The organism is Pseudomonas sp. Hz4, assembly GCF_054898165.1.
In genome coordinates this window covers 802,698-826,964 of record NZ_CM142719.1, presented here as the reverse complement: position 1 = coordinate 826,964, position 24,267 = coordinate 802,698, and the positions used below count along the sequence as shown (strand labels likewise).

General features: G+C 59.5%; 18 protein-coding genes, 2 tRNA genes and 2 pseudogenes. 7 read left to right on the top strand and 15 right to left on the bottom strand.

Annotated features, from left to right (window positions below):
* Position 1: 1 nt before the first annotated feature.
* On the top strand, positions 2 to 829 hold the full coding sequence (gene nadE, locus ACYZTR_RS03700; RefSeq protein WP_461976529.1) for an ammonia-dependent NAD(+) synthetase: 828 nt from the start codon (positions 2 to 4) through the stop codon (positions 827 to 829).
* A gap of 65 nt (positions 830 to 894) precedes the next feature.
* Here the strand turns inward: nadE and azu are convergent, their stop codons facing one another.
* On the bottom strand, positions 895 to 1,341 hold the full coding sequence (azu, locus tag ACYZTR_RS03695) for an azurin (RefSeq protein WP_461976527.1): 447 nt from the start codon (positions 1,339 to 1,341) through the stop codon (positions 895 to 897).
* A gap of 341 nt (positions 1,342 to 1,682) precedes the next feature.
* Between azu and ACYZTR_RS03690 the strand changes: the two genes are divergently transcribed.
* Together ACYZTR_RS03690 and ACYZTR_RS03685 are read left to right on the top strand one after the other, a co-directional pair.
* On the top strand, positions 1,683 to 2,270 hold the full coding sequence (locus tag ACYZTR_RS03690; protein ID WP_461976525.1) for an LOG family protein: 588 nt from the start codon (positions 1,683 to 1,685) through the stop codon (positions 2,268 to 2,270).
* A gap of 68 nt (positions 2,271 to 2,338) precedes the next feature.
* On the top strand, positions 2,339 to 2,530 hold the full coding sequence (locus tag ACYZTR_RS03685; RefSeq protein ID WP_018928487.1) for a hypothetical protein: 192 nt from the start codon (positions 2,339 to 2,341) through the stop codon (positions 2,528 to 2,530).
* A 135-nt stretch (positions 2,531 to 2,665) separates the two neighbouring features.
* On the opposite strand, the gene ACYZTR_RS03680 is transcribed toward ACYZTR_RS03685, so the two are convergent.
* From ACYZTR_RS03680 to rnr, 11 genes and pseudogenes are all read right to left on the bottom strand, one after another.
* Complete coding sequence (locus ACYZTR_RS03680) at positions 2,666 to 3,556, bottom strand: transglutaminase family protein (RefSeq protein WP_461976523.1); 891 nt, start codon at positions 3,554 to 3,556, stop codon at positions 2,666 to 2,668.
* Positions 3,556 to 3,993: pseudogene (locus ACYZTR_RS03675) on the bottom strand (alpha-E domain-containing protein); the annotation flags it as partial. The pseudogene ACYZTR_RS03675 and the gene ACYZTR_RS03680, both read right to left, overlap by 1 nt.
* Positions 3,891 to 6,076: pseudogene (locus tag ACYZTR_RS03670) on the bottom strand (transglutaminase family protein). The pseudogenes ACYZTR_RS03670 and ACYZTR_RS03675, both read right to left, overlap by 103 nt.
* A gap of 312 nt (positions 6,077 to 6,388) precedes the next feature.
* Positions 6,389 to 8,692, bottom strand: a complete 2,304-nt coding sequence (locus ACYZTR_RS03665; RefSeq protein WP_461976521.1) for a YgiQ family radical SAM protein — start codon at positions 8,690 to 8,692, stop codon at positions 6,389 to 6,391.
* A 101-nt stretch (positions 8,693 to 8,793) separates the two neighbouring features.
* Positions 8,794 to 10,188 (bottom strand): replicative DNA helicase, encoded by a 1,395-nt coding sequence (gene dnaB / locus ACYZTR_RS03660; protein WP_282376703.1) that lies wholly within the window; start codon positions 10,186 to 10,188, stop codon positions 8,794 to 8,796.
* 120 nt (positions 10,189 to 10,308) lie between these two features.
* Positions 10,309 to 10,755 carry a 50S ribosomal protein L9 gene (gene rplI, locus ACYZTR_RS03655; RefSeq protein ID WP_003197251.1) on the bottom strand — a complete coding sequence of 149 codons (447 nt, stop codon included), beginning with the start codon at positions 10,753 to 10,755 and terminating at the stop codon, positions 10,309 to 10,311.
* Positions 10,756 to 10,774: 19 nt separating this feature from the next.
* Entirely contained in the window at positions 10,775 to 11,668 is an 894-nt protein-coding gene (locus ACYZTR_RS03650) for a hypothetical protein (protein ID WP_461976519.1), read from the bottom strand.
* Between the two features lie 36 nt (positions 11,669 to 11,704).
* Positions 11,705 to 11,935: a 30S ribosomal protein S18 gene (gene rpsR / locus ACYZTR_RS03645; RefSeq protein WP_002551829.1), complete on the bottom strand. Its 231-nt coding sequence runs from the start codon at positions 11,933 to 11,935 to the stop codon at positions 11,705 to 11,707.
* A 28-nt stretch (positions 11,936 to 11,963) separates the two neighbouring features.
* Positions 11,964 to 12,386, bottom strand: coding sequence for a 30S ribosomal protein S6 (gene rpsF / locus ACYZTR_RS03640; RefSeq protein ID WP_003217491.1), 423 nt, complete (start codon positions 12,384 to 12,386; stop codon positions 11,964 to 11,966).
* Positions 12,387 to 12,631: 245 nt separating this feature from the next.
* Positions 12,632 to 13,399, bottom strand: coding sequence for a 23S rRNA (guanosine(2251)-2'-O)-methyltransferase RlmB (gene rlmB, locus ACYZTR_RS03635; RefSeq protein ID WP_282376701.1), 768 nt, complete (start codon positions 13,397 to 13,399; stop codon positions 12,632 to 12,634).
* On the bottom strand, positions 13,396 to 16,035 hold the full coding sequence (gene rnr / locus ACYZTR_RS03630; RefSeq protein ID WP_461976517.1) for a ribonuclease R: 2,640 nt from the start codon (positions 16,033 to 16,035) through the stop codon (positions 13,396 to 13,398). Before rnr ends, rlmB begins: the two co-directional genes overlap by 4 nt.
* Positions 16,036 to 16,259: 224 nt before the next feature.
* On the opposite strand from rnr, the gene ACYZTR_RS03625 reads away from it, so the two are divergent.
* The 4 genes from ACYZTR_RS03625 to ACYZTR_RS03610 all read left to right on the top strand — a co-directional run bounded on the left by ACYZTR_RS03625 (position 16,260) and on the right by ACYZTR_RS03610 (position 19,366).
* A tRNA-Leu gene (locus ACYZTR_RS03625) sits at positions 16,260 to 16,346 on the top strand.
* Between the two features lie 166 nt (positions 16,347 to 16,512).
* Positions 16,513 to 16,599, top strand: a tRNA-Leu gene (locus ACYZTR_RS03620).
* Between the two features lie 191 nt (positions 16,600 to 16,790).
* Positions 16,791 to 17,801 carry an extracellular solute-binding protein gene (locus tag ACYZTR_RS03615; protein ID WP_461976515.1) on the top strand — a complete coding sequence of 337 codons (1,011 nt, stop codon included), beginning with the start codon at positions 16,791 to 16,793 and terminating at the stop codon, positions 17,799 to 17,801.
* Positions 17,801 to 19,366 (top strand): ABC transporter permease, encoded by a 1,566-nt coding sequence (locus tag ACYZTR_RS03610; protein WP_461976513.1) that lies wholly within the window; start codon positions 17,801 to 17,803, stop codon positions 19,364 to 19,366. The genes ACYZTR_RS03615 and ACYZTR_RS03610 overlap by 1 nt, the downstream gene beginning before the upstream one ends.
* A gap of 52 nt (positions 19,367 to 19,418) precedes the next feature.
* Here the strand turns inward: ACYZTR_RS03610 and ACYZTR_RS03605 are convergent, their stop codons facing one another.
* The 3 genes from ACYZTR_RS03605 to ACYZTR_RS03595 all read right to left on the bottom strand — a co-directional run bounded on the left by ACYZTR_RS03605 (position 19,419) and on the right by ACYZTR_RS03595 (position 24,026).
* A complete protein-coding gene (locus ACYZTR_RS03605) occupies positions 19,419 to 21,353 on the bottom strand; it encodes a methyl-accepting chemotaxis protein (RefSeq protein ID WP_461976511.1) in 1,935 nt (644 codons plus the stop codon).
* A 138-nt stretch (positions 21,354 to 21,491) separates the two neighbouring features.
* Entirely contained in the window at positions 21,492 to 22,784 is a 1,293-nt protein-coding gene (locus ACYZTR_RS03600) for an adenylosuccinate synthase (protein ID WP_149630033.1), read from the bottom strand.
* Positions 22,785 to 22,838: 54 nt separating this feature from the next.
* A complete protein-coding gene (locus tag ACYZTR_RS03595; protein ID WP_461961568.1) occupies positions 22,839 to 24,026 on the bottom strand; it encodes an ATP phosphoribosyltransferase regulatory subunit in 1,188 nt (395 codons plus the stop codon).
* Positions 24,027 to 24,267 lie beyond the last annotated feature (241 nt).

Sequence of the window (24,267 nt, the reverse complement as noted above, 5' to 3'; positions counted from 1 at the left end):
CATGCAAGCCGAACAGCGTGAGATTGCTGAACAGCTCAAGGTCCAGCCGCCGTTCGCCGACCAGGCCGCCCTCGAGGCTGAAGTCGCCCGGCGGATTACCTTCATCCAGGATTGCCTGGTCAATTCCGGGCTCAAGACCCTGGTGCTCGGCATCAGCGGCGGCGTCGACTCCCTGACCGCCGGCCTGCTGGCCCAGCGTGCCCTGCGCGAACTGCGCACGCGCACCGGCGACAACAGCTACACGTTCATCGCCGTGCGCCTGCCGTACGAAACCCAGTTCGACGAACACGACGCCCAGGCCTCGGTAGACTTCATCGCCCCGGACGAGCGACACACTGTGAACATCGGCCCGGCAGTCAAATCCCTCGCCAGTGAAGTCGCGGCGTTTGAAGGCAAGCATGCGGTCTCGGTGGATTTCGTGCTGGGCAACACCAAGGCGAGGATGCGCATGGTCGCCCAATACACCATTGCCGGCGCGGCCCACGGCCTGGTGATCGGCACCGACCACGCAGCGGAAGCAGTGATGGGCTTCTTCACCAAGTTCGGTGACGGCGCTTGCGACCTGGCGCCATTGAGCGGTCTGGTGAAAAACCAGGTCCGGGACATCGCCCGCAGCTTCGGCGCGCCGGAGTCGCTGGTGGAAAAAATCCCGACCGCCGACCTTGAAGACCTGTCGCCTGGCAAACCGGACGAAGCGTCCCACGGCGTGACTTACGCCGAGATCGACGCGTTCCTGCACGGCGAGCCGGTGCGCGAGGAAGCATTCAAGATCATCTGCGACACGTACAAAAAGACTCATCACAAGCGAGTGATGCCGTTCGCGCCTTGATTGAGCGAACAACAGGCACAAAAAAAAACGTCCAGTGGACGCTTTTTTTTATGAGTTCAATTTGATTACTTCAGGACAACAGTGCCTTTCATCATCGAGATGTGGCCTGGGAACGAGCAGAAGAAGCCGTACTTCTCGCCAGCATCGAGCTTCGACACGTCGAAGGTCACCGAGTCGGTTTCCTTGGCGCCGATGATTTTGGTGTGGGCGATGACGCGTGCGTCGCCTTCAGGCAGGTAACTCTTCTCGATGCCTGCGGCCAGGCCAGCGGTGGCGATCGGCTGCATATCGGCTTCTTTGCTCAGGACCCAGTTATGACCCATGACGTTTTTCGGTAGATTGCCGGAGTGTTTCAGCTCCACGGTGAACGTCTTGCAGCTCTTGTCGATGCTGATTTCCTTGGTGTCAAAGGACATCTGATCAGTCGAGTCGACAGTGACCTTGCACTCGGCAGCCATCAATTGGCTGCTGACCAGTGTCAGCAGGGATACCGCAACAAGTTTGGCAAACATGGTGAATCTCCAAGGCGGGGTTAACGACAGTGCGAATGGGACAGAAGACTGCCTGAAATCTTCGTAAGTTCCTATGACCTGAATCATAAATTGTATACAACTTTCGGGCTATGACACCTATCGAAACAATCTACCAGCCAGGCGTCTGGAGCGGCCCTATCATCAGCTCGTCATCACTCATCTGGAGCTGTCATGTCCCTGAATAGCCTGTTGTGCAGTTTGCTCGCCGCGTACGCCTGTGGTGCCAGCGGTACCTATGAAACACCTAAACGCGAAGTTTAGACCTTGGAACGCCGCGTGCCTGCCTTTACTCTGTGGACATATTGACCATGGAGTAAGGCATGCCTTTAGCGTCCGTTTGTGTATTTTGCGGTGCCAGCACTGGCACCAACCCGGCTTATCGTGAAGCGGCTGTCGCCTTGGGGCGAGCATTGGCCGAGCGCAAGGTGACCTTGGTCTATGGCGGCGGTGCCGTCGGGCTGATGGGAATTGTCGCTGATGCTGCGCTGGCGGCCGGTGGTGAAGTGATCGGAATCATCCCGCAAAGCCTCAAAGACAAAGAAATCGGCCACAGCGGCCTGACTCGCCTGGAAGTGGTCAACGGCATGCATGCGCGCAAGGCGCGGATGGCCGAGCTCAGCGACGCGTTCATCGCTCTGCCCGGCGGCCTGGGCACGCTGGAAGAACTGTTCGAAGTCTGGACCTGGGGCCAGCTCGGTTACCACGGCAAACCGCTGGGGCTGTTGGAAGTGAACGGTTTCTACAGCAAATTGACGGCTTTTCTCGATCATATCGTCGGCGAAGGCTTCGTTCACGAACCGCACCGTGACATGCTGCAAGTGAGCGAATCGCCGCAATCTCTGCTCGATGCATTGGACGCCTGGCAGCCGACAGTGGTGCCAAAGTGGATCGAGCAAAAACCCAGCTAACCGCTGGGCATCGATACAGGGCAGAATACGCGCCGCTCAACCTCACCTTCGACCCCAGAGGATCGCCCATGGCTAAACCTAATTATTCCTTCGCCAAACGTCAGAGAGACTTGGCCAAGGAGCAGAAGAAAGAGGAAAAGCTTCAGCGCAAGAAAGCTACAGCTGAAGAAGAAGCCGCCGCACTGAACCCGGATGCAGAGGGCGAAGTGGCCGCAGAAGATGACGTTGAAGCACCGAAAGATCAGGCGCCCGACGCCTGAGACCCTCAAGGCCCGATGATCTGATCAGGCCCACCGGATCTGTGTCCAGGGTCAGCAGTCACGCTGCTGACCCTCACAGGCCAATCTGAAATACCCCCTCCAGAAATCACCGCGCATTCCCCTGTGCGATATCGATTAATTTAGTGGCATTACGGTGACGCGGACTTCCGGGTCATGGTTGCCGCCGCCCAGAATGACCCCACGCAACGGCGAGACATCGGAGAAATCCCGGCCCCAGGCCAAAGTGATGTGTTCCAGCGCTGGTCGCACGTTGTTGGTCGGGTCGAAATCCACCCAGCCCAGCACCGGGCAAAACACTGAAACCCAGGCATGTGAAGCATCGGCGCCGACCAGTCGCGGCTGGCCCGGTGGTGGCTGGGTCAGCAGATAGCCGCTGATGTAACGGGCCGCCAACCCACGAGAGCGTACGCAAGCAAGCATCAGGTGAGCGAAGTCCTGACATACGCCGCGCCGGCGCTCCAGCACTTCCACCAGCGGCGTCGCCACCTGAGTCGCTTCGGCATCGAACGTGAATTCGCTGAGGATTTTCTCCATCAGCGCCTGTACACCCAGCATCAGCGGCCGCTCCGGTAGAAAACAGGTTTGCGAGAACTCGACGAAGTTGTGCTTCAAATGCACGTAGGGCGATTCGAACCGGTAACGACACACTTCCAGCAATTGCGGGGAAAGCGGCTGACTGCTGTAAGTCAGCGCGCTGCGGGTTTCTTCCCACGCGGGAGATTGATTGAAATCCAGCGCCGGCCGGGCCAGCACTTCGACGGTGAGCCGGGCATTGACCAGCAATTCATCGTGCGGCCGCTCGAACGCCAACCGGGTCAGCGGATTGCCGAACACATCCAGTTCATCGCGGCGTGATGTCGGGGCGGGACTGATCTGCAATTGCTGTTCGGTGCAGCGCTGCCAGGCACACGTTCGCGGCCACAGGTGCGCGAGCTGCTGAGCCAGAGAGACCGGGCTGTCGTAGTGATAATGGGTGTCGTGGAGAATCTGGTAGTGGGCGCTCATCAGACGGACACCGTGCGCTGGCTGACGTCATCGACATGGGCGAAATGGCGCAAGGCCAGTCGATCCGACACTTGCCCGCTGGCGTCGGCGATTTCTTGCAACAGGTCGGCCAGACCCTCAATGGCCGCCCGAACGCTGGCTGCGCCGAACAGCGGGTTCTCCAGGCATCCCAGATCGAACTGTGCCAAGCGTTCCACCCACTGCGGCAACCCCGCTTCACGAGGCACGCCGAAGTCGTCATTCAAGCGTTTCAACGTACGAGTCACCAGTTTCAACTGGAACAGCACGGCGTGGGGGTTCTGCTCGTCGAGCAGCAACAGGTCGAGCACCGGAATCAGTTGCGCCACCGCCAGATACCGCGAACGGTACGTGATGCTGCTGTTGCCCAGCTCCAGCAGCCATTCCAGTCCGGCCTGATCGAAAGCACCGCAATGCCGTTGCAGGTCAGCACGTAACGCTGTGGTGGCAGGCCAGTGAGTTTGACCTGCAAGCGTTCAAGCGACGAATCCACGTAACGCACCGTGCCGCCGACAGCGCCCTCCTCTCCCAGCACATGCCAAGGCTCCAGCGCCTGGCGCAATTGCAGTTCTATGCCGCTGACCGCGTAATCGCCGACCTTGGGGAAACGAAACTCCAGATGCGCCGCAAACCACTCGGTCCCCACCGGATAACCGGCGGCATTAAGGTCGACGATAACGTCGGCGAAACCCTGTTCGATGAAGTGCGGCAACAGGAAACGATCGTGCAATTCGGTACCCCAGCGCGCCCACTTCGGCGGTGCGTAGGGCTCACGCCAAAACCGAGCCACCAGCGCCGTAGGACAAGGACGGGTGGTTATGCCAGTAGTTGATCAGGCTGCGCAGTAAATCCGGACGGCGCAGAAACGGTGAGTCAGCCGGAGTCGCGCCTCCCAGTACAAAATGGTTACCGCCGCCGGTGCCGGTATGCCGGCCATCGATCATGAATTTCTCGGTGGTGAGTCGGGTCTGGCGCGCTTCTTCGTAAAGAAGCTCATAGCCTTCCAGCAATACCGGGCAATGCAACTCCTCGGCGGTGGCTTCGATGGCGCTGACCAGTTCCAGATAATCCTCGACCCGCTCCAGCGGCGGCATGAACAAGTACAACCGCCCTTCTCCTTGGCGGTGCGCGCCAGCGGCAGGACCTGACCGATGACCTTGTCCAGGCCTTGGCTGAAGACTTTGCGCAGGCGCGCACGCTCCAAAGGCTCTTCAAGACGGGAGTCTTCGGCGCTGACGTTCTGCGGCAACGTGCCTTCGCGCCAGAGGTAATAGACATTGTCTTCGTAGGCCGGAAATACAAACCGTGTAGGAATTTTCAGGCGCTCGGCGACACTTGCCAGAAAACGCCCGGCCAACTCGTCATTGGCCCCGTAGTCTTGCTGCTCATCGGCAATCAACGCGCTGTTGTGCCAGATCGGCACATCGTCGCGGCGCCAATAACAGTTCAGCGACCAGCGCGGCAATTGCTCGCTGGGGTACCACTTGCCCTGACCGAAATGCACCAGTCCCTTTGGCGCGTAGTGCTTACGCATGCGCTGGAACAATTCAGCGGACAGACGCCGCTTGTCCGGCCCGAGCGCAGCGGTGTTCCATTCGGCACCGTCCGGATCGTCGATGGATACGAAGGTCGGTTCACCGCCCATGGTCAGGCGTACGTCCCCCTCGAGCAGGTCGGCATCGATCTGCCGACCTAAGGCCTGGATCGCCAGCCACTGGTCTTCGGTGTAGGGCTTTGTTACCCGCGGTGCTTCCCAAATTCGCTCCACCGACATTGCGTGGGTGAATTCGCACTTGCACGGTTCAACCAAGCCACTGATCGGTGCCGCAGAACCCGGATCGGGGCTACAGGCCAACGGAATGTGTCCTTCACCGGCAAACAACCCTGAGGTCGCGTCCAGGCCGATCCAGCCAGCACCGGGCAAATAGACCTCGCACCAGGCGTGCAGGTCGGTGAAGTCCACGTCAGTGCCCGACGGGCCGTCGAGGCTTTTGACATCGGCGGTGAGCTGGATCAGGTAACCGGAGACGAAACGCGCCGCCAGACAGAGGTTGCGCAGCAGTTGCACCAGCAACCACGCGGAGTCGCGGCAAGAACCGGAGGCATGTTCCAAGGTGTGTTCGGGGGTTTGCACACCTGGCTCCGGATCAGGTAGCCGATGTCTTCGCTCAGGCGCTGATTGAGCGCGACGAGGAAATCGACACTGGGCAGAGGCGTGCGGTCGATACCGTCCAGGTAAGCCTTGAGCTTTGGCGTCAGGGGCAAGGTTTCCAGGTACGGCGCCAGCTCTTTGCGCTCATCCGCGGCGTAAGCGAAAGGGATCTTTTCTGCGTAGGGCTCTAGGAAGAAGTCGAACGGATTGAAGACCGCCATCTCCGCCAGCAGATCGACTTCGATCCGCAGCTCATCGGTTTTCTCCGGGAACACCAATCGCGCCTGGTAATTGCCCTGGGGGTCCTGCTGCCAGTTGATGAAGTGCTGCTCGGGAGAGACTTTCGACACGGCGTGCCTCCTGCGAGCCTTAAGCGTATTGGAAAGCGCGCAAGACTTATGCCATCCAGCAGCGCTGGCGCTTTCTCCGGTTGCTTGAGGCAGTACAGCTCCAAAATCGGGCGATGCGGGAAATTGGTTGGGAGGAGTTGCACGGAAATGTTGCGGAGGAGGGGCTTGATCGTTCCCACGCTCTGCGTGGGAATGCAGTCCGTGACGCTCCGCGTCACTGGACGCGGAGCGTCCCTTGAGGCATTCCCACGCAGAGCGTGGGAACGATCACGCCAACCCGAAGGTTGGCGTTCTGTTCAGAGCTAGCGAGGTTTAGCGCGGTACAACCGGCTTACGCGCAGGCTTGGGTCCTTTGCCTTTGGCCGCATCTTTACGATCCTTGGCCGCCTGCTGGTTGCGGGCAAACGCCGCAGCCTTGGCCTGTTCACGCTTGTCCCACGGGTTGCCGCCATCACTGGCGCGCGGTGGCAAGCCCGTGTGCTGGGTCAGGATCTTGGTGGTCTTTTCCTGAGCCACTTTATGGCTGCCGGCCGGTGTCGAGTTCTTGCGACGGGCACTCTGATAGCTGTCTGTCGCCGGCTGGTGCAGCGGGATCAACTGATTCTTGCCCGGCCCGATCAGGTCAGCGCGGCCCATGCGGGTCAGCGCTTCACGCAGCATCGGCCAGCCTTTCGGGTCGTGATAACGCAAGAACGCTTTGTGCAGACGACGCTGCTCTTCGCTCTTGACGATGGTCACGGCGTCGCTCTTGTAAGTGACCTTACGCAGCGGGTTCTTGCCCGAGTGGTACATCGCGGTGGCGGTGGCCATTGGCGACGGGTAGAACGCCTGCACCTGGTCGGCACGGAAGCCGTTGCCCTTGAGCCACAGGGCCAGGTTCATCATGTCTTCGTCGGTGGTGCCCGGGTGAGCGGCAATGAAGTACGGAATCAGGTACTGCTCTTTCCCGGCTTCTTTGGAGTACTTCTCGAACATGCGCTTGAACTTGTCATAGCTGCCAATGCCCGGCTTCATCATCTGGTTGAGCGGACCTTCCTCGGTATGTTCCGGGGCGATCTTCAAGTAACCACCGACGTGGTGGGTCACCAGCTCTTTGACGTATTCCGGCGACTCGACTGCGAGGTCGTAACGCAGGCCAGACGCGATCAAAATCTTCTTCACACCCGGCAAGGCACGAGCGCTGCGATACAGCTGGATCAGCGACGAGTGGTCGGTGTTCAGGTTCGGGCAAATGCCGGGGAACACGCACGAAGGCTTGCGGCACGCGGATTCGATTTCCGGGGTCTTGCAGGCGATGCGGTACATGTTCGCGGTCGGGCCGCCGAGGTCGGAAATGACCCCGGTAAAACCTGGCACCTTGTCGCGAATCTCTTCGATTTCGCGAATGATCGATTCTTCGGAACGGTTCTGGATGATCCGGCCTTCGTGCTCGGTGATCGAGCAGAAGGTGCATCCGCCGAAGCAGCCACGCATGATGTTCACCGAGAAGCGGATCATGTCGTAGGCAGGGATCTTTTCCTTGCCGTACGCCGGGTGCGGAATGCGCGCATAGGGCATGCCGAACACGTAGTCCATTTCTTCGGTGGTCATCGGAATCGGAGGCGCGTTGAACCAGACGTCGACTTCGCCGTGCTTCTGAACCAATGCACGGGCGTTGCCCGGGTTGGTTTCTAAGTGAAGCACGCGGTTGGCGTGAGCATAAAGAACGGCGTCGCCACGGACTTTTTCAACCGAAGGCAGACGAATCACGGTCTTGTCGCGGGTCATTTTCGGGCTGGCCAGAATCTGCACGACTTTGGCTTCGCTTGGATCTTCGACCGGACCCTTTTCCTGCTCGATGGCGCAGGCTTGGGTGTCCTGGGTGTTCACGTACGGGTTGATGATCTTGTCGATCTTGCCCGGACGGTCGATGCGCGTGGAATCGATTTCGTACCAGTCTTTCGGCGTATCGCGACGGATGAACGCGGTACCGCGCACGTCGGTGATGTCTTCGATCTTGTGACCGTAGGACAGTCGCTGGGCGACTTCGACGATCGCGCGCTCGGCGTTGCCGTAGAGCAGGATGTCGGCGCAGGCGTCGATCAGGATCGAGTTGCGCACCCGGTCCTGCCAGTAATCGTAGTGGGCGATGCGGCGCAGGGAAGCTTCGATGCCGCCAAGAACGATCGGCACGTTCTTGTAGGCTTCCTTGCAGCGCTGGCTGTAAACCAGGCTCGCGCGGTCCGGACGTTTGCCCGCCAGGCCACCGGGGGTGTAGGCGTCATCGGAGCGGATTTTTTTGTCGGCGGTGTAGCGGTTGATCATCGAGTCCATGTTGCCGGCCGCGACGCCGAAGAACAGGTTCGGCTCACCGAGCTTCATGAAGTCGTCTTTGGACTGCCAGTTTGGCTGGGCGATGATCCCGACGCGAAAGCCTTGCGACTCCAGCAGCCGGCCGATGATCGCCATGCCAAACGACGGATGGTCAACGTACGCATCACCGGTGACGATGATGATGTCGCAGGAATCCCAGCCAAGCTGATCCATCTCCTCCCTGCTCATCGGCAGGAATGGCGCCGGGCCGAAACATTCGGCCCAGTACTTGGGATAGTCAAATAACGGCTTGGCTGTTTGCATGACGATGACCGGTGTTGAGATGAAAAATCGCGGGCGCGGAATATAGCACAAAAAATAACCAATTCCGACGGCTATAGTCGGAAATTGCGACTCTCGGCAACTTACTCGTCGTCGAAGTTATAGCTGCCCGGCGCCAGGTTTTCGAAGCGGGTGTACTTACCGATGAACGCCAGTCGTGACGTACCGATCGGGCCGTTCCGCTGCTTGCCGATGATGATCTCGGCAATGCCTTTGTGCTCGGTTTCCGGGTGGTAAACCTCGTCCCGGTACACGAACATGATCACGTCAGCATCCTGCTCGATCGCTCCGGATTCCCGCAAGTCGGAGTTGATCGGGCGCTTGTTCGGTCGTTGCTCCAGGGAGCGGTTGAGCTGGGACAGCGCCACCACCGGGCAGTTGAATTCCTTGGCCAGGGCCTTCAAGGAACGGGAGATTTCAGAAATCTCGTTGGTCCGGTTGTCGCCGCTCGAACCCGGGATCTGCATCAATTGCAGGTAGTCGATCATGATCAGCCCGACATCGCCGTGCTCACGCACCAGACGCCGAGTCCGCGCTCGCATTTCCGAGGGGCTGATACCAGCCGTATCGTCGATGAACAGCTTGCGATCGTTGAGCAAGTTGACCGCCGAGGTCAGGCGCGGCCAATCGTCGTCGTCGAGGCGACCGGCACGAACCTTGGTCTGATCGATCCGGCCAAGGGACGACAGCATACGCATGATCAGCGATTCGCCTGGCATTTCGAGCGAGTAGACCAGTACGCACTTGTCGCTGCGTAAGACGGCGTTTTCCACCAGGTTCATCGCAAAGGTGGTTTTACCCATGGATGGACGGCCGGCGACGATAATCAGGTCGGACGGCTGCAAGCCGCTGGTCATGCCGTCGAGATCGGTATAACCGGTGGAGAGTCCCGTAATCGCGTTGTCAGTGTTGAACAGCGTATCGATACGGTCGATGGCCTTGGTCAACAGGTCATTCACGCTCACCGGGCCGCCGGTTTTTGGCCGGGCCTCGGCGATCTGGAATATCTGGCGCTCGGCTTCGTCGAGAATCTCTTCAGCCGAGCGGCCTTCCGGGTTGAAGGCGCTGTCGGCGATTTCGGTGGCGATGCCGATCAACTGCCGCAACGTTGCTCGTGCGCGGACGATCTGCGCATAGGCCTTGATGTTGGCGACGGACGGCGTGTTTTTCGCCAGCTCACCAAGGTAACCAAGGCCGCCGACCTGCGAGGTCTGGCCTTCCTTGTCCAATTGCTCGGCAAGGGTCACGACGTCGATCGGCGAGTTCTGGTCGGCCAGTTTGGCGATCGCGCGGAAGATCAGGCGGTGGTCATGTCGATAGAAATCGCCGTCGGAGACTTGATCGAGCACGCGTTCCCAGGCGTTGTTGTCCAGCATCAGACCACCGAGCACGGCCTGTTCGGCCTCGATGGAATGCGGCGGCACCTTCAGGGAAGCGGTTTGCAGATCGTATTGCTCGGGAGCGGAGATATCGTTCATGGCCACTTGGTTTATTTAAGAAAAGCAGGGGTTACAGAAAGACAAAGGGCACGACCTGTAAACAGGATCGTGCCCGATGTTACCGGCAAGCACCCGAGGGTGCCAGCCGACAAGTGCTGCTTAAGCTGCTACCACGACAACGCGTACGGTGGCTTCAACTTCGGCGTGCAGGTGCACGGCTACGTCGAATTCGCCTACGTTGCGGATGGTGCCGTTCGGCAGACGAACTTCGCTTTTTGCAACTTCAACGCCAGAGGCGGTCAGTGCATCAGCGATGTCGTGGGTGCCGATCGAACCGAACAGCTTGCCTTCGTCACCGGCAGTGGCAGTGATAGTCACTTCCAGCTCAGCCAGTTGGGCGGCACGGCTTTCAGCCGAAGTTTTACGGTCTGCTGCGGCTTTTTCCAGCTCAGCGCGACGCTCTTCGAACGCAGCCAGGTTGGCAGCGGTCGCAGCGGTAGCTTTGCCGTAAGGCAGCAGGTAGTTACGACCGTAACCAGCCTTAACGTTCACTTTGTCACCCAGGTTGCCCAGATTGGTGACTTTTTCCAGAAGGATCAGTTGCATGTGAAAATCCTCTTAACTTTTAACCTTCACCGTTCGCGCTATCGGCGTCTTTCGGCGCCGAACGACCGCGAAAATCAATCAGGCTGTCGACGATGGCCAAGACCACCAGCAACGGATAGATCAGCTGCATGAACAGCAACAGCGTGACGTACAACCCCACCAGCCAGAACCTGGCCAGTCGCTTCTGCGCCACCAGCCCATGAATCAGGGCCAGCCCGGCGAACACCAGCGGCACGCTGCACAACGGCGTCAACATGGCCATCTGTGGACCGATGTTCGGCCCCAGAAGCATGCACGCCAGCAGCAACATCGCTGGTAGAAGCGGGAAGCGGATGGCGCGAAACTCGCGACCAAAACCACCCGGGTTGTACAACAACGCCTGCCAGTAGCGCCCGACAATCAGGCTCAGCACACTGACGATTTGCAACAAGGCCGCAATCAGGCCGGTCAGGACCGGTGCAATCAGGGACGCAAAATGCGCTTGCTCGTCTACCGACAACTTCTGGTAGACATCACCGAGTAGCGACGGCATGACTTTTATCAAAGCCTGCGCCAGCATCTCGATTTGGGGAGCAAAAACTGTCCCCAGCACCACTGCAAACACCACTCCCATCGCTATGCTGACCAGCAGCACGCGGTTCCAGGACTCACTTGCGCGCAAAACCAACGCAAGGCTCCAAGACCCCAGCAACACCAGAAGTGAGCGTGGGTCATCGGCGTAAAGCCACCAGATCAATGCCGGCAGCAGTCCCAGAGCAAGAACGCTCGAGGCGTCCTTCAATCCGCGCCGCAGGAGCACAAAGCATCCAGCGGCAGCACCCAACCAGTACAACAACGGCAATGCTGCGCATCCAGCCACTACCAGAGTGGCCTGCATACGGCCGCGCATGATGAACTCAGCTATGGCTCGCATGCATTCAATCCTTTGCTACGTGTCGACTGCCCGATCTCAGCGGCCGTGGCTGTCGGTGTAGGCCAGCAGGGCCAGGAAGCGGGCGCGCTTGATAGCGGTGGCCAGCTGACGCTGATAACGTGCTTTGGTACCGGTGATACGGCTTGGAACGATTTTGCCGGTCTCGGATACATAAGCTTTCAGAGTGTTGAGATCTTTGTAATCGATCTCTTTCACGTCTTCAGCGGTGAAGCGGCAGAATTTACGACGACGGAAGAAACGTGCCATTTGATAGGCTCCTTAAAAGGTCCGTGGATTACTCGTCAGCGTTATCGCTGTTGTCGCTGTCATCACTATCAGCGCTTTCAGCGCCTTCGTGCTCAGGACGGTCGCGACGCTCACGGCGCTCACTGCGGTTTTCTTCAGCCTTGAGCATCTCGGATTGGCCGGTAACGGCTTCTTCGCGACGGATGACCAGGTTACGGATCACTGCATCGTTGTAGCGGAAGTTGTCTTCCAGCTCGGCCAGGGCCTTGCCAGTGCACTCAACGTTCAGCATCACGTAGTGAGCCTTGTGAACATTGTTGATTGCGTAGGCCAGTTGACGACGGCCCCAATCTTCCAGACGGTGGATTTTGCCGCCGTCTTCTTCGATCAGCTTGGTGTAACGCTCTACCATGCCGCCGACTTGCTCGCTTTGATCCGGGTGGACCAAAAAGATGATTTCGTAATGACGCATGAATGCTCCTTACGGGTTGTAGCCTGCCGCTAAAAAGCGGTCAGACAAGGAGTGAATGACACTTATGGACTTGCTTGCGATAGACACATGCGTGCCTGCCGTCACAGCAAGGGGCGCAATTGTAGAGAAGGGACAGAAGAGGCGCAAGGCAATTGGTGATTATTTGAACAATCAGCGATTGGATGACGCGGAGCGTCGATGGATGCATTCCCACGCGGAGCGTGGGAATGATCTATTGAGCAGGATCAGGACTTTTTGGCGGTTCCGGCAGCTTTGACGCTGCGTTGGCGCTGAGCCTCGAACAGGCACACTCCGGTCGCCACGGAAACGTTGAGACTGCTGACGCTGCCGGTCATCGGCAAGTGCACCAGGTAGTCGCACAGATCGCGAGTCAGGCGACGCATGCCGCTGCCTTCAGCACCCATGATCAGGATGGTCGGGCCGGTCATGTCTTGCTGATACAGACTCTGCTCAGCCTCGCCCGCCGTACCGACGACCCACAAGCCACGCTGCTTGAGTTTTTCCAGGGTGCGCGCCAGGTTGGTCACGGCGACCAACGGAATCACTTCCGCCGCGCCACAGGCAACTTTCCGTACCGTCGGGGTCAGCGTGGCCGACTTGTCTTTCGGAACGATCACCGCCAATGCGCCCGCCGCATCGGCAGAACGCAGGCAGGCACCGAGGTTGTGCGGATCGGTCACGCCGTCGAGCACCAGCAGCAGCGGTGCGCCTTCGGTGCGATCGAGCAGCTCGTCGAGCATCGCTTCGCCCCAGACCTGGCTCGGACTCACCTCCGCGACCACGCCCTGGTGCACGCCTTCGACCCAGGCATCCAGCTCGCGACGCTCGGCGTTGCCGACGGCTACGCGATTTTCGTTCGCCAGCTGGATCAGCGTCTGGACCCGCGGATCGCTGCGGCCTTCAGCCAGCCAGATCTGCTTGACGCGTTTCGGGTGGTGACGCAGCAACGCTTCTACTGCGTGCACGCCGTAGATCTTTTCCAACTGACTCATGACTTGGCCTTAGGTTTACGCGCCCCGCCACTTTTGGCAGCAGGAGCGGAACCCGCTTTTGGCGGGCCTTTACGGTGTTTACTCGGTTTGGCTGGCTTGCCGCCGGGAGCCTTGTCAGGCGCCGACCGTCCGGTCTTTCCCCCAGACGCCGCTTTACCGCCGCTTTTCGCGTCAGACAGCAACGCCTGCTTCATTTCGCGGCTTTTGCGCAGCTCGGCATTTTTCGCCGCGGCATCGCTCGGGCGATAGGCTTCGACAGCCTTTTCCTTGGCAGGACGACGACCGGTTTTAGCCGGGGCCGGTTCTGCCGCTGTTTTTGTAGAAGCGGCAGCCGGTGCAGTCGCTTCAGTCCCACGCTTCTTGCGACCGATCGGCGCGCTGATGGTTTTTTCAGCCATCTCGAAGTCGATCTTGCGCTCGTCGAGGTCGACGCGCATCACGCGCACCTCAACGGTATCGCCAAGGCGGAAGCTGCGACCGGTACGCTCACCGGCCAGGCGATGATGTACAGGATCGAAGTGGTAGTAATCGCCCGGCAGCGCGGTGACGTGCACCAGGCCTTCGACATAAATGTCTGTAAGCTCGACGAACAGTCCAAAACCGGTCACGGCAGTGATCACACCCGGGAACGACTCGCCCACGCGATCCTTCATGAACTCGCACTTGAGCCAGTTCACAACGTCACGGGTTGCTTCGTCGGCACGGCGCTCACTCATCGAGCACTGCTCGCCGAGCTGCTCCAGAATCGCTTCGTCGTACGGATAGATGCGCGCCTTCGGAATGGTCATCGCGCCGGCACGGCGAACGTGCGGGGTGTCCATTTTCGAATGGATGACGCTGCGAATCGCCCGGTGCGTGAGCAAGTCCGGGTAGCGGCGGATCGGCGAAGTGAAGTGGGTATAGGCTTCGTAATTCAGGCCGAAGTGGCCCTGGTTATCGGCGCTGTACACCGCCTGGCTCAACGAACGCAGCATAACGGTCTGGATCAGGTGGAAATCCGGACGGTCCTTGATGCTGGCCAGCAGTGCCTGGTAATCCTTCGGCGACGGACCGTCCTTGCCCTTGTGCAGGGACAGGCCGAGCTCGCCAAGGAAGGCGCGCAGTTTTTCCAGACGCTCCGGTGGCGGGCCATCGTGGACGCGATACAGCGCAGGAATTTCGTGCTTTTTCAGGAATTCAGCGGTGGCCACGTTGGCCGCCAGCATGCATTCCTCGATCAGCTTGTGAGCGTCGTTACGAACGGTCGGACGGATCTCGGCAATCTTGCGTTCGGTGCCGAAGATGATCCGGGTTTCCTGCGTTTCGAAATCGATCGCACCACGCACGTGACGGGCCGCCAACAGAACCTTATACAGCGCGTACAGCTGTTTGAGGTGCGGCAGGACGTCGTTGTATTCGCCACGAAGCTGACGCGCTTCGGTGACTTTCGGCGTCTCCAGCATGGCGCTGACCTTGTTATAGGTCAGGCGCGCGTGGGAATGAATCACCGCTTCGTAGAAGCAGTAATCGGTCATCTCGCCGGATTTGGAGATGGTCATCTCGCAAACCATGGCCAGGCGATCGACATGCGGGTTCAGCGAGCACAGGCCGTTGGACAGCTGTTCAGGCAGCATCGGCACGACGCGCTCGGGGAAGTACACCGAGTTGCCGCGCACCTGAGATTCGTTGTCCAGCGCCGAACCGATTTTCACGTAGCTGGAGACGTCGGCAATGGCCACGTACAACTTCCAGCCGCCGGAGAACAGGCGCAGCTTGCCCGGTTTGGCTTCGCAGTAGACCGCGTCATCGAAGTCGCGAGCATCTTCGCCGTCGATGGTCACGAACGGCAGATGGCGCAGGTCGATGCGCTTCTCTTTGTCTTTCTCTTCGACTTCAGGCTTGAGCTTGGCGGCTTCTTTCAGCACTGCCTCAGGCCAGACGTGAGGAATATCGTAGGTGCGCAGGGCGACATCGATTTCCATGCCCGGCGCCATGTAGTTGCCCACGACTTCGACCACGTCGCCTTGCGGCTGGAAGCGTGGTGTCGGCCAGTGAGTAATCTTCACTTCGACGAACTGACCGATTTGGGCGTTGGCGTTACGACCCGGGGTGACCAGCACTTCTTGCTGGATCTTCGGATTGTCCGCGACGACAAAACCAATACCGCCCTCTTCGAAGTAACGGCCGACGATGGTCTCGTGGGCACGGGATACCACTTCGACGATCATGCCTTCGCGGCGACCGCGACGGTCGAGGCCGGAAACACGGGCCAGGGCACGGTCACCATCGAACACCAGGCGCATTTGCGCCGGGCTCATGAACAGGTCGTCACTGCCGTCGTCCGGGACCAGGAAGCCAAAGCCGTCACGGTGACCGCTGATGCGGCCCAGGATCAGGTCGAGCTTGTCCACCGGCGCATAGGTGCCGCGACGGGTATAGATGAGTTGAGCGTCGCGCTCCATGGCGCGCAGACGGCGACGCAGGGCTTCGAGCTGGTCTTCTGTGGTCAGACCAAACTCTTCGACCAGCTGCTCGCGGTTAGCAGGCGAACCCCGATCAGCAAGGTGCTGAAGGATCAGTTCACGGCTAGGAATAGGGTTTTCATATTTTTCCGCTTCACGAGCGGCCTCGGGATCGAGGGACTGCCAATCGGCCATTAGAGAGTTTTCACCTTGTCTATATGCGGGTTAGTTTGGCATAGGCGTAATGAAACGGGAAATTTCAGGCTATGACAGCCGATCTAAAGCCCTTTATCGACACTGCAAAGCTGATTTAAATGCCACTGGTAGTATTTTCCAGGTTTTTTTGATGTCAGGGGTTTACAGTTAAAAAGACGCTCCGTATAGTGCGCGCCATCGACGACGGAGACGTTGCCGATACTGCCCAGATGGTGAAATTGGTAGACACGCCAGCTTCAGGTGCTGGTGACCGCAAGGTCGTGGAAGTTCGAGTCTTCTTCTGGGCACCAATTTCGAGCTTGAGATTAGAACAATTTCAAGGCTCACACAAAAACCCGCGAAAGCGGGTTTTTTGCATTCTAAGCCCCTGATTTATTAATACTAAATCAGGGGTTTACAGATCAAAAAGCTCTCCGTATAGTGCGCCACATCAACAGCGGCAACGCTTGCGATGATGCCCAGATGGTGAAATTGGTAGACACGCCAGCTTCAGGTGCTGGTGACCGCAAGGTCGTGGAAGTTCGAGTCTTCTTCTGGGCACCAATTCAAATTCAAGATCACGATCTTGAATTTCACAGAAACCCGCGAAAGCGGGTTTTTGCGTTTCCGGGGTTTGAAAAATAAGTCCTGAACGCTCTAGCAAACCCTTCTCCGCCCCGCAAGGCGCACTTGAGAAACAATATCGTTTATCATTGTTGCAAGATTTTGCAATGCGACAGTGAGGAACCCTGCGAATGATGTTTCGAAATACCCTGCGCCGCGGCCTGACCTTCACCCTGCTCGGCCTGGCACTCGCTACTCCCTTCACCCAGGCCGCCGATGCCGCTTCCCTGACACTCTATAACGGTCAACACAAGGAAGTCGGCGACGCAATTGCCAAAGCCTTCGAAGCCAAGACCGGGATTCACGTCAATGTCCGTAAAGGCAGCAGCAACCAGCTCGCCAGCCAGGTCGTCGAAGAAGGTGATCGCTCCCCCGCCGACGTGATTTATACCGAAGAGTCGCCCCCACTGAATAAACTCGGAGAACAAGGCCTGCTGGCCCAGACCGATGTCGCCACCCTCGCCGTTCTGCCGAAAGACTATGTCGCTGGCAATGGCACCTGGATCGGCATCACCGCGCGAGTCCGCGTCGTCGCCTACAACCCCAAGCTGATTGACGAGAAGGATCTGCCGAAGTCGGTGATGGAGTTCTCCGAGCCGAAATGGCAAGGCAAGGTCGGCTTCGTGCCTACCAGCGGCGCCTTCCAGGAACAGGCTGTGGCAATCATCAAAGTGCATGGCATGGACGCTGCGGAAGAATGGCTGACCGGCCTACGCGCATTCGGCAAGACTTACAGCAACAACATGGTTGCGCTGAAGGCGGTGGAAAACGGCGAAATCGCCACCGTGCTGGTGAACAACTACTACTGGTTCGCTTTGCAGCGTGAGAAAGGCCTGCTCGATTCGAAACTGCATTACTTTACCGGCGGCGACGTCGGCGGGCTGATCACCGTCTCCAGTGCGGCAGTGCTGAAGTCCAGCAAGCATCCAAAAGAAGCACAGCAATTCCTCGCGTATATGGCCAGCGAAGAAGGTCAGCGCGTAATCACTCAGACCACCGCCGAGTACCCGCTGCACCAAGGCATGGAATCGGATCGCGGACTCAAGCCGTTCAGCGAACTTGAGGCGCCGAAGGTCACGCCAGCCGATCTTGGCAATGCCGAACAAGCCCTGGACCTGGAACGTGACGTTGGCTTGAACTGATGAGCGCATCGTTATCCGCCCCCGTCTCGCGCGGGGGTTACATGCCACGGCGCAAGCGGCCATCGATCTGGTTGTTGCTCCCGGTTTTACTGCTGGTAGTGCTCAGCCTCTTGCCGCTGATGTATGTCGGGCTCAAAACCTGGCAGGCCGGTTGGGCCGAAGCACTGCACCTGCTTTGGCGGCCTTATGTGTTCGGACTGCTGCGCAATACCTTGGCACTGATGGCCGGCGTGACGCTGGCCTGCGGCGTGATCGGCCTGTCGCTGGCGTGGCTGCTGGAGCGTAGCAATCTGCCGGGGCGACGCTTGTGGGGCGTCATCCTGTGCTTGCCGTTCGCGGTGCCGGCATTTGTCAGCAGTTTTACCTGGGTCTCGTTGAGCGCCCACTTCGAAGGGCTCGGCGGGGCAATCCTGGTGATGACCCTGTCCAAGTACCCACTGATATTTCTGCCGGTCGCGGCGACCCTGCGCAATCTTGATCCCTCTCTTGAGGAGTCCGCACGAACCCTTGGGCAGAATCGCTGGGGCGTGTTCTTCAGGATCACCCTGCCGCTGCTCTGGCCTTCGTTGCTGGCCGGTTCGCTGCTGATCGCCCTGCACATGCTGGTGGAGTTCGGCGCACTGTCGATCATCGGCCTGCCGACCTTCACAACTGCGATCTATCAACAGTTCGAGCTCGAATTCAGTAACGCCAACGCAGCCATGCTTTCGGCCGTATTGCTGGCGCTGTGTCTGGTGTTGCTTTGGCTTGAGCTGCGGGTGCGCGGCAAGGGCCGGCATGTGCGCACCGGTCAAGGCGCGGCGCGGCGTGCGGAGCAGGTTTGCCTGGGACCGTGGTCGGCGGTTGGGCAGGTTTACTGTTTGGCGCTGGCGATCATCGGCAGCGGCATTCCGCTGGGCATGTTGGTGTACTGGCTAGCCGTAGGTTCCTCAGCCGCATTCCCCGTGGCGGCGATCAGCGAAGCGCTGTTGTCGTCACTGGCACTCTCCCTCGGTGGCGCAGCACTGTGCCTGGTGCTGGCTGTGCCGGTTGGGCTGTTGGTGGTGCGCTATAAAGGTCAACTGGCAATCTGGGCCGAACGCCTGCCGTATCTGCTGCACGCACTGCCAGGACTGGTGATCGCACTGACGCTGGTGTATTTCGCCCTGCACTATGTGCCGGCGCTGTACCAGACCTCGGCGTTGTTGCTGATCGCTTATGCGTTGCTGTTTCTGCCGCTGGCTCAGGCGCCGATTCGCACGGCACTGAACAAGGCTGCGCCGCAACTGGAAGAGGCGGCACGCACGCTGGGGGCGTCGTCCTTCAGTGCGTTTTGCCGGGTGACGTTGCCGATCATCTTTCCAGCACTCGGTGCAGCGTTTGCACTGGTGTTTCTGGATGCAATGAAGGAACTGACGGCGACGCTGCTGCTGAGTCCTACCGGACTCAATACGCTGGCGACGGAAGTCTGGGCGCATACCGCGAATGTGGAGTTTGCGGCGGCGGCGCCTTATGCGGCGTTGTTGATTTTGGTGTCAGGGTTGCCTGTGTACCTGTTAACGACCCGGATGTATTTGAGTCGTTGAGATCGTCATCGCGAGCCTGCTCGCGATGACGTCGGACCAACCAATACAAATCCTAAGCCCTGAACTGCCCCAGGCTGGCCTTCAACTGCGCCGCCAACCCATCCAGTACCTTGCCGCTGGCCGTGGTTTCCACCACGGCTTGAGCCGCTTTCTCAGCCTGCGCATGAATGGTCTCAACCCGACCACGCACCGCCTGCGCGCCTTGTGCCTGATGCGCCGCTGCCTGCGTCGCCAGACCAATCGCCGCATGCACTTGCTCGACCGACACCTGCACTGATTGCTGCAACCGCGCACTGTCACGCAGTACCAGCAAACCTTCGCTGGCCTGACGCCCGGCCTGACCGATCGCGGCCACCGCCTCACGCGCACCTTGCTGCAAGGCAACGATATGCGCCTGAATGTCGCCGGTGGAGCTCTGTGTCTTGCTCGCCAGCGCACGCACCTCGTCCGCTACCACGGCAAACCCGCGGCCGGTTTCGCCAGCTCGTGCCGCTTCGATGGCCGCGTTCAGCGCCAGCAGGTTGGTTTGCTCGGCGATCCCATGGATCACCGTCAACACCACTTCAATTTGCTCACTCTGTTGCGCCAGCCGCTCGATGACTTTCGCACCGGTATCGACCTGACCAGCCAGCGCCTCGATCAGGCTACCGACTTTCGCTGATGTGCGAGTGTTCTCATCGGTGGCCTGACGAATATCCACCACCTGCTTCAAAGCCGCCTGCATGGCGTGGCTTTCAGACTGGGCTTCGTCAGCCATTTGCGACAAGGCGCGCAAGCTCTCGGCCACTTCATCACGCTGCATGCCCGCTGCCGCATCGGCCCCGGCGTTGCGCAAGGTCATGGCACCGATTTCCACACCGGTACGCTGGGCGACATCGCCCGCTTCGCGCACGATCGGCTGCAATTTATCCACAAAGCGATTGACCGCCGAGGCCATGTCGCCGATTTCGTCCTTGCTGTTGATCTGCACGCGCTTGGTCAGATCGCCCTCGCCCGCCGCCAGGTCGTCCATGGCAGCGATGAGCATTTTCAAGCGGTTGACCACTCGACGGCCCAGCACCACCGCGAGCAACAGCAGCACACCGCACCCCACCAGCGCCAGACCCATGCCGATGCGCCAGCGCAAGGTCGCCGCGGCTTCCTGCACAGTGCTGGTGGTGTTGTCTTTCATTTCAGATGCCGTGGACTGAGCAGACGTCAAACGCGCACGCATCGCCGTGGCGCTGTCAGCCGCCGCGCCCTTGAGGCTGTCGCCGACCAGTTGATCACTGCTGGCGATCAGCGCCGAGAAGCGCTTGTCCAGGGCCGCCAGATCGGTTTCCACCGAGACGGTCGAGACGCCCATCAAGACCTTGCCGATTTCCACCCCGTTGGGGTTGATCGAGGCTTCGAGGTAATAGACCGATGGATCGTTCTTTGCCGCATCCAGAACCTTGTCCAGGGCACGCTCGCCTTGGCCTTTCTCCAGAAGCGCCTTGTTGATCGGGTTCTCCCGGTTCAGGTAGCGCGTCAGGTGCTGCCCCGTAGCGTCGTCGTAGACCACGAACAACACGCTGGGGTTACGCTGGGCCCGGCGAGCGAATTCGGACAGGGTTGGAACGTCGCTGTCCCACATGGCGCGGGGTGCGACCGAGGCCAGAAGCTGCGCCATATCATTGGCGGAGTCCTTCAGATCCTTTTCCAGCGTCGCACGCAGTTGTGCCTGCTCGTCCTTCAATCGCGAGGACAAACCGGCCGTAAGGCGTTGACGAGTACTGGTGGAGAGGCTGTCGAGGCTCGACGTGACTTCACGCCCTGCCTGCTCAAGTTCGCCAGAGAGTTTTTGACTGTCGGCACCCAGGCGCACACCCAAATCGGCTTCGAGTGCGGTCACTGTGCTCCGAGTCAGAGCAACAGCTACCAGCACCTGCACCAAAAGGGCGATACCTAGGGTAACGAACACGGGCCGCAATAGACGGCTTTGTAACAGTGAGAGAACGGCCGACACAGGAAATCCCTCTGCTTTGACGCCATTAAATTGATGGCACGCCAGAAGAGGTAATCACAGCAAAGGTCATGCCGTGTAGACGACATAAACGAAAAAGGGCCCAACTAAGGACCCTTTGTGTTTTACATCAACGACTTATTAAGCGAACGGGTGACGCAGAACGATGGTTTCGTTGCGGTCCGGGCCCGTCGAAATAATGTCAATCGGTGCACCGACCAACTCTTCGACGCGTTTGATGTAGTTGCGAGCAGCTTGCGGCAACTCTTCCAGGGTCTTGGCACCGACAGTGGATTCGGTCCAGCCTGGCATCTCTTCGTACACCGGTTCCAGGCCGATGTAGCTGTCGGCGTCAGTCGGTGCGTCGATCACTGCACCATCCTGGTTCTTGTAGCCAACGCAGATGTTGATGGTTTCCAGACCGTCCAGCACGTCCAGCTTGGTCAGGCACAGGCCCGAGATGCTGTTGACGTCGATAGCGCGACGCAAGATGACGGCATCGAACCAGCCGCAACGACGGGCACGGCCAGTGGTAGCGCCGAACTCGTGGCCACGCTTGGCCAGGAAAGCACCCACGTCGTCGAACAGCTCAGTCGGGAACGGACCCGAACCCACGCGAGTGGTGTAGGCCTTGGTGATACCGAGGATGTAATCCAGGTACATCGGACCAAAACCCGAACCGGTGGCGATGCCGCCCGCCGTGGTGTTGGAGCTGGTGACGTACGGGTAGGTACCGTGGTCGATGTCCAGCAGGGAGCCTTGGGCGCCTTCGAACATGATGTCTTTGCCAGCACGACGCAGCTCGTGCAGCTCAGCGGTGACGTCGAGCATCATCGGCTTGAGTAGCTCGGCGTATTCCATGCACTCGTCGAGCGTCTTCTGGAAGTCGATTGCGGGTTCTTTGTAGTAATTGACCAGTACGAAGTTGTGGTAATCCAGCAACTCGCCCAGCTTGGCGGCGAAACGCTCACGGTGGAACAGGTCACCGATGCGCAGACCGCGACGCGCAACCTTGTCTTCGTACGCAGGGCCGATGCCGCGACCGGTCGTACCGATCTTCAACTCGCCACGGGCCTTTTCACGAGCCTGGTCCAGCGCTACGTGATAGGACAGGATCAGCGGGCAGGAAGGGCTGATACGCAGGCGCTCACGCACCGGTACGCCTTTCTCTTCCAGCTTGATGATTTCCCGCAGCAGTGCGTCGGGTGCAACCACCACGCCGTTGCCGATCAGGCACTGCACGCCTGCGCGCAGCACGCCCGACGGGATCAGGTGCAAGACGGTTTTTTCGCCGTCGATCACCAGGGTGTGACCAGCGTTGTGACCACCTTGGTAGCGCACTACGGCGGCAGCATGTTCGGTCAGCAGATCAACGATCTTGCCTTTGCCCTCATCACCCCATTGGGTGCCCAGGACTACGACATTCTTACCCATAACACTTGTCCTCATTCGCGCAAACTTGGTGCCGGCCGCGGCCGGCAGGAAAACTCAAGAAGCCAGTGGCGATACTTGCCAAAGCCCGTTCTGCTGAATCAATTGCCGGTCGCAGTCCGCTTCACGGGCGGCGGCCAAAGGTTGCCCAGGCAATGCCTGAACGACACGCTGACCCTCACTGCGCAATTGGCAAACCTGCTGCCAGAGTGCCGCATCCGTACTGTCAGGCATCCAGATACCGCCAGACGGTAACTCGATCTCAGCACGCCCCAGGGTCACCAGGGTTTTCAAATCGGTAGAGAAGCCGGTTGCCGGACGAGCGCGACCGAAGTCGGCGCCGATGTCGTCATAACGACCGCCCTGAGCAATGGACTGGCCAACACCCGGCACGAACACCGCGAACACCACACCAGTGTGGTAGTGGTAGCCGCGCAACTCGCCCAGGTCAAAGTACAGCGGTAATTCCGGGAAACGCGCGGACAGACGCTCGGCAATCGCCAGCAGGTCGTCCAGAGCTGCCAGAACTGGCGCAGGCGCATTCGCCAGACGCTCGCGGGCAGCGCTCAATACTTCACGGCCGCCACACAGGTCGACCAACGCCCGCAACATGCCCGACAGATCGGCAGGCAAGCCTTCGGTCAAGGTAATGACCTCGTCGATGGCTTTACGTTGCAACGCGTCGAACAACTGTTGTTCAACTTCACCGGACAAACCGGCGGCGCGAGCCAGGCCGCGGTAGATGCCGACATGACCGAGGTCCATGTGCACATCCGGCACATCGGCCAATTGCAGCATGGCCAGCATCAGGCTGATCACCTCCACGTCGCTGCTCGGACTGGCATCGCCGTACAACTCGGCGCCCAGCTGGATCGGGCTGCGCGAGGACGACAAGGCGCGCGGCTGAGCGTGCAGCACGCTACCGGCATAGCACAGGCGGCTCGGGCCTTCGCGACGCAAGGTGTGCGCATCGATGCGCGCCACTTGCGGCGTGATGTCGGCACGGAAACCCATCTGCCGGCCCGATTGCGGGTCGATGACCTTGAAGGTACGCAGATCAAGGTCCTGGCCCGCGCCGGTCAGCAGGGATTCCAGGTACTCGATATGGGGAGTCACGACAAACTCGTAACCCCAGCTCTGGAACAGATCCAACACCTGACGGCGCGCTACTTCGATACGCGCCGCCTCTGGTGGCAGTACTTCTTCGATGCCATCTGGCAGCAGCCAGCGGTCTACCGTTGCCATTACGCCATTCCCCTATGATCCGGGCGGCAAGCCTTTGGGCGAGCCTTGAGTGAAGCAGAAAATGATCGGCTCAGGCGCACAAACCACGCGCATGAACAACGGGGCGAAAAGCCTGAAATCGGCTTCGCCAACCACTTTCCTCGAAAAACCTGTCGAGTCATTCAACTCGGGCACCTGCATAAAAACAGCAATCAAACGTGCAGACGCAAAAAAGCCGGGAATTTCCCGGCTGCCGCATCAT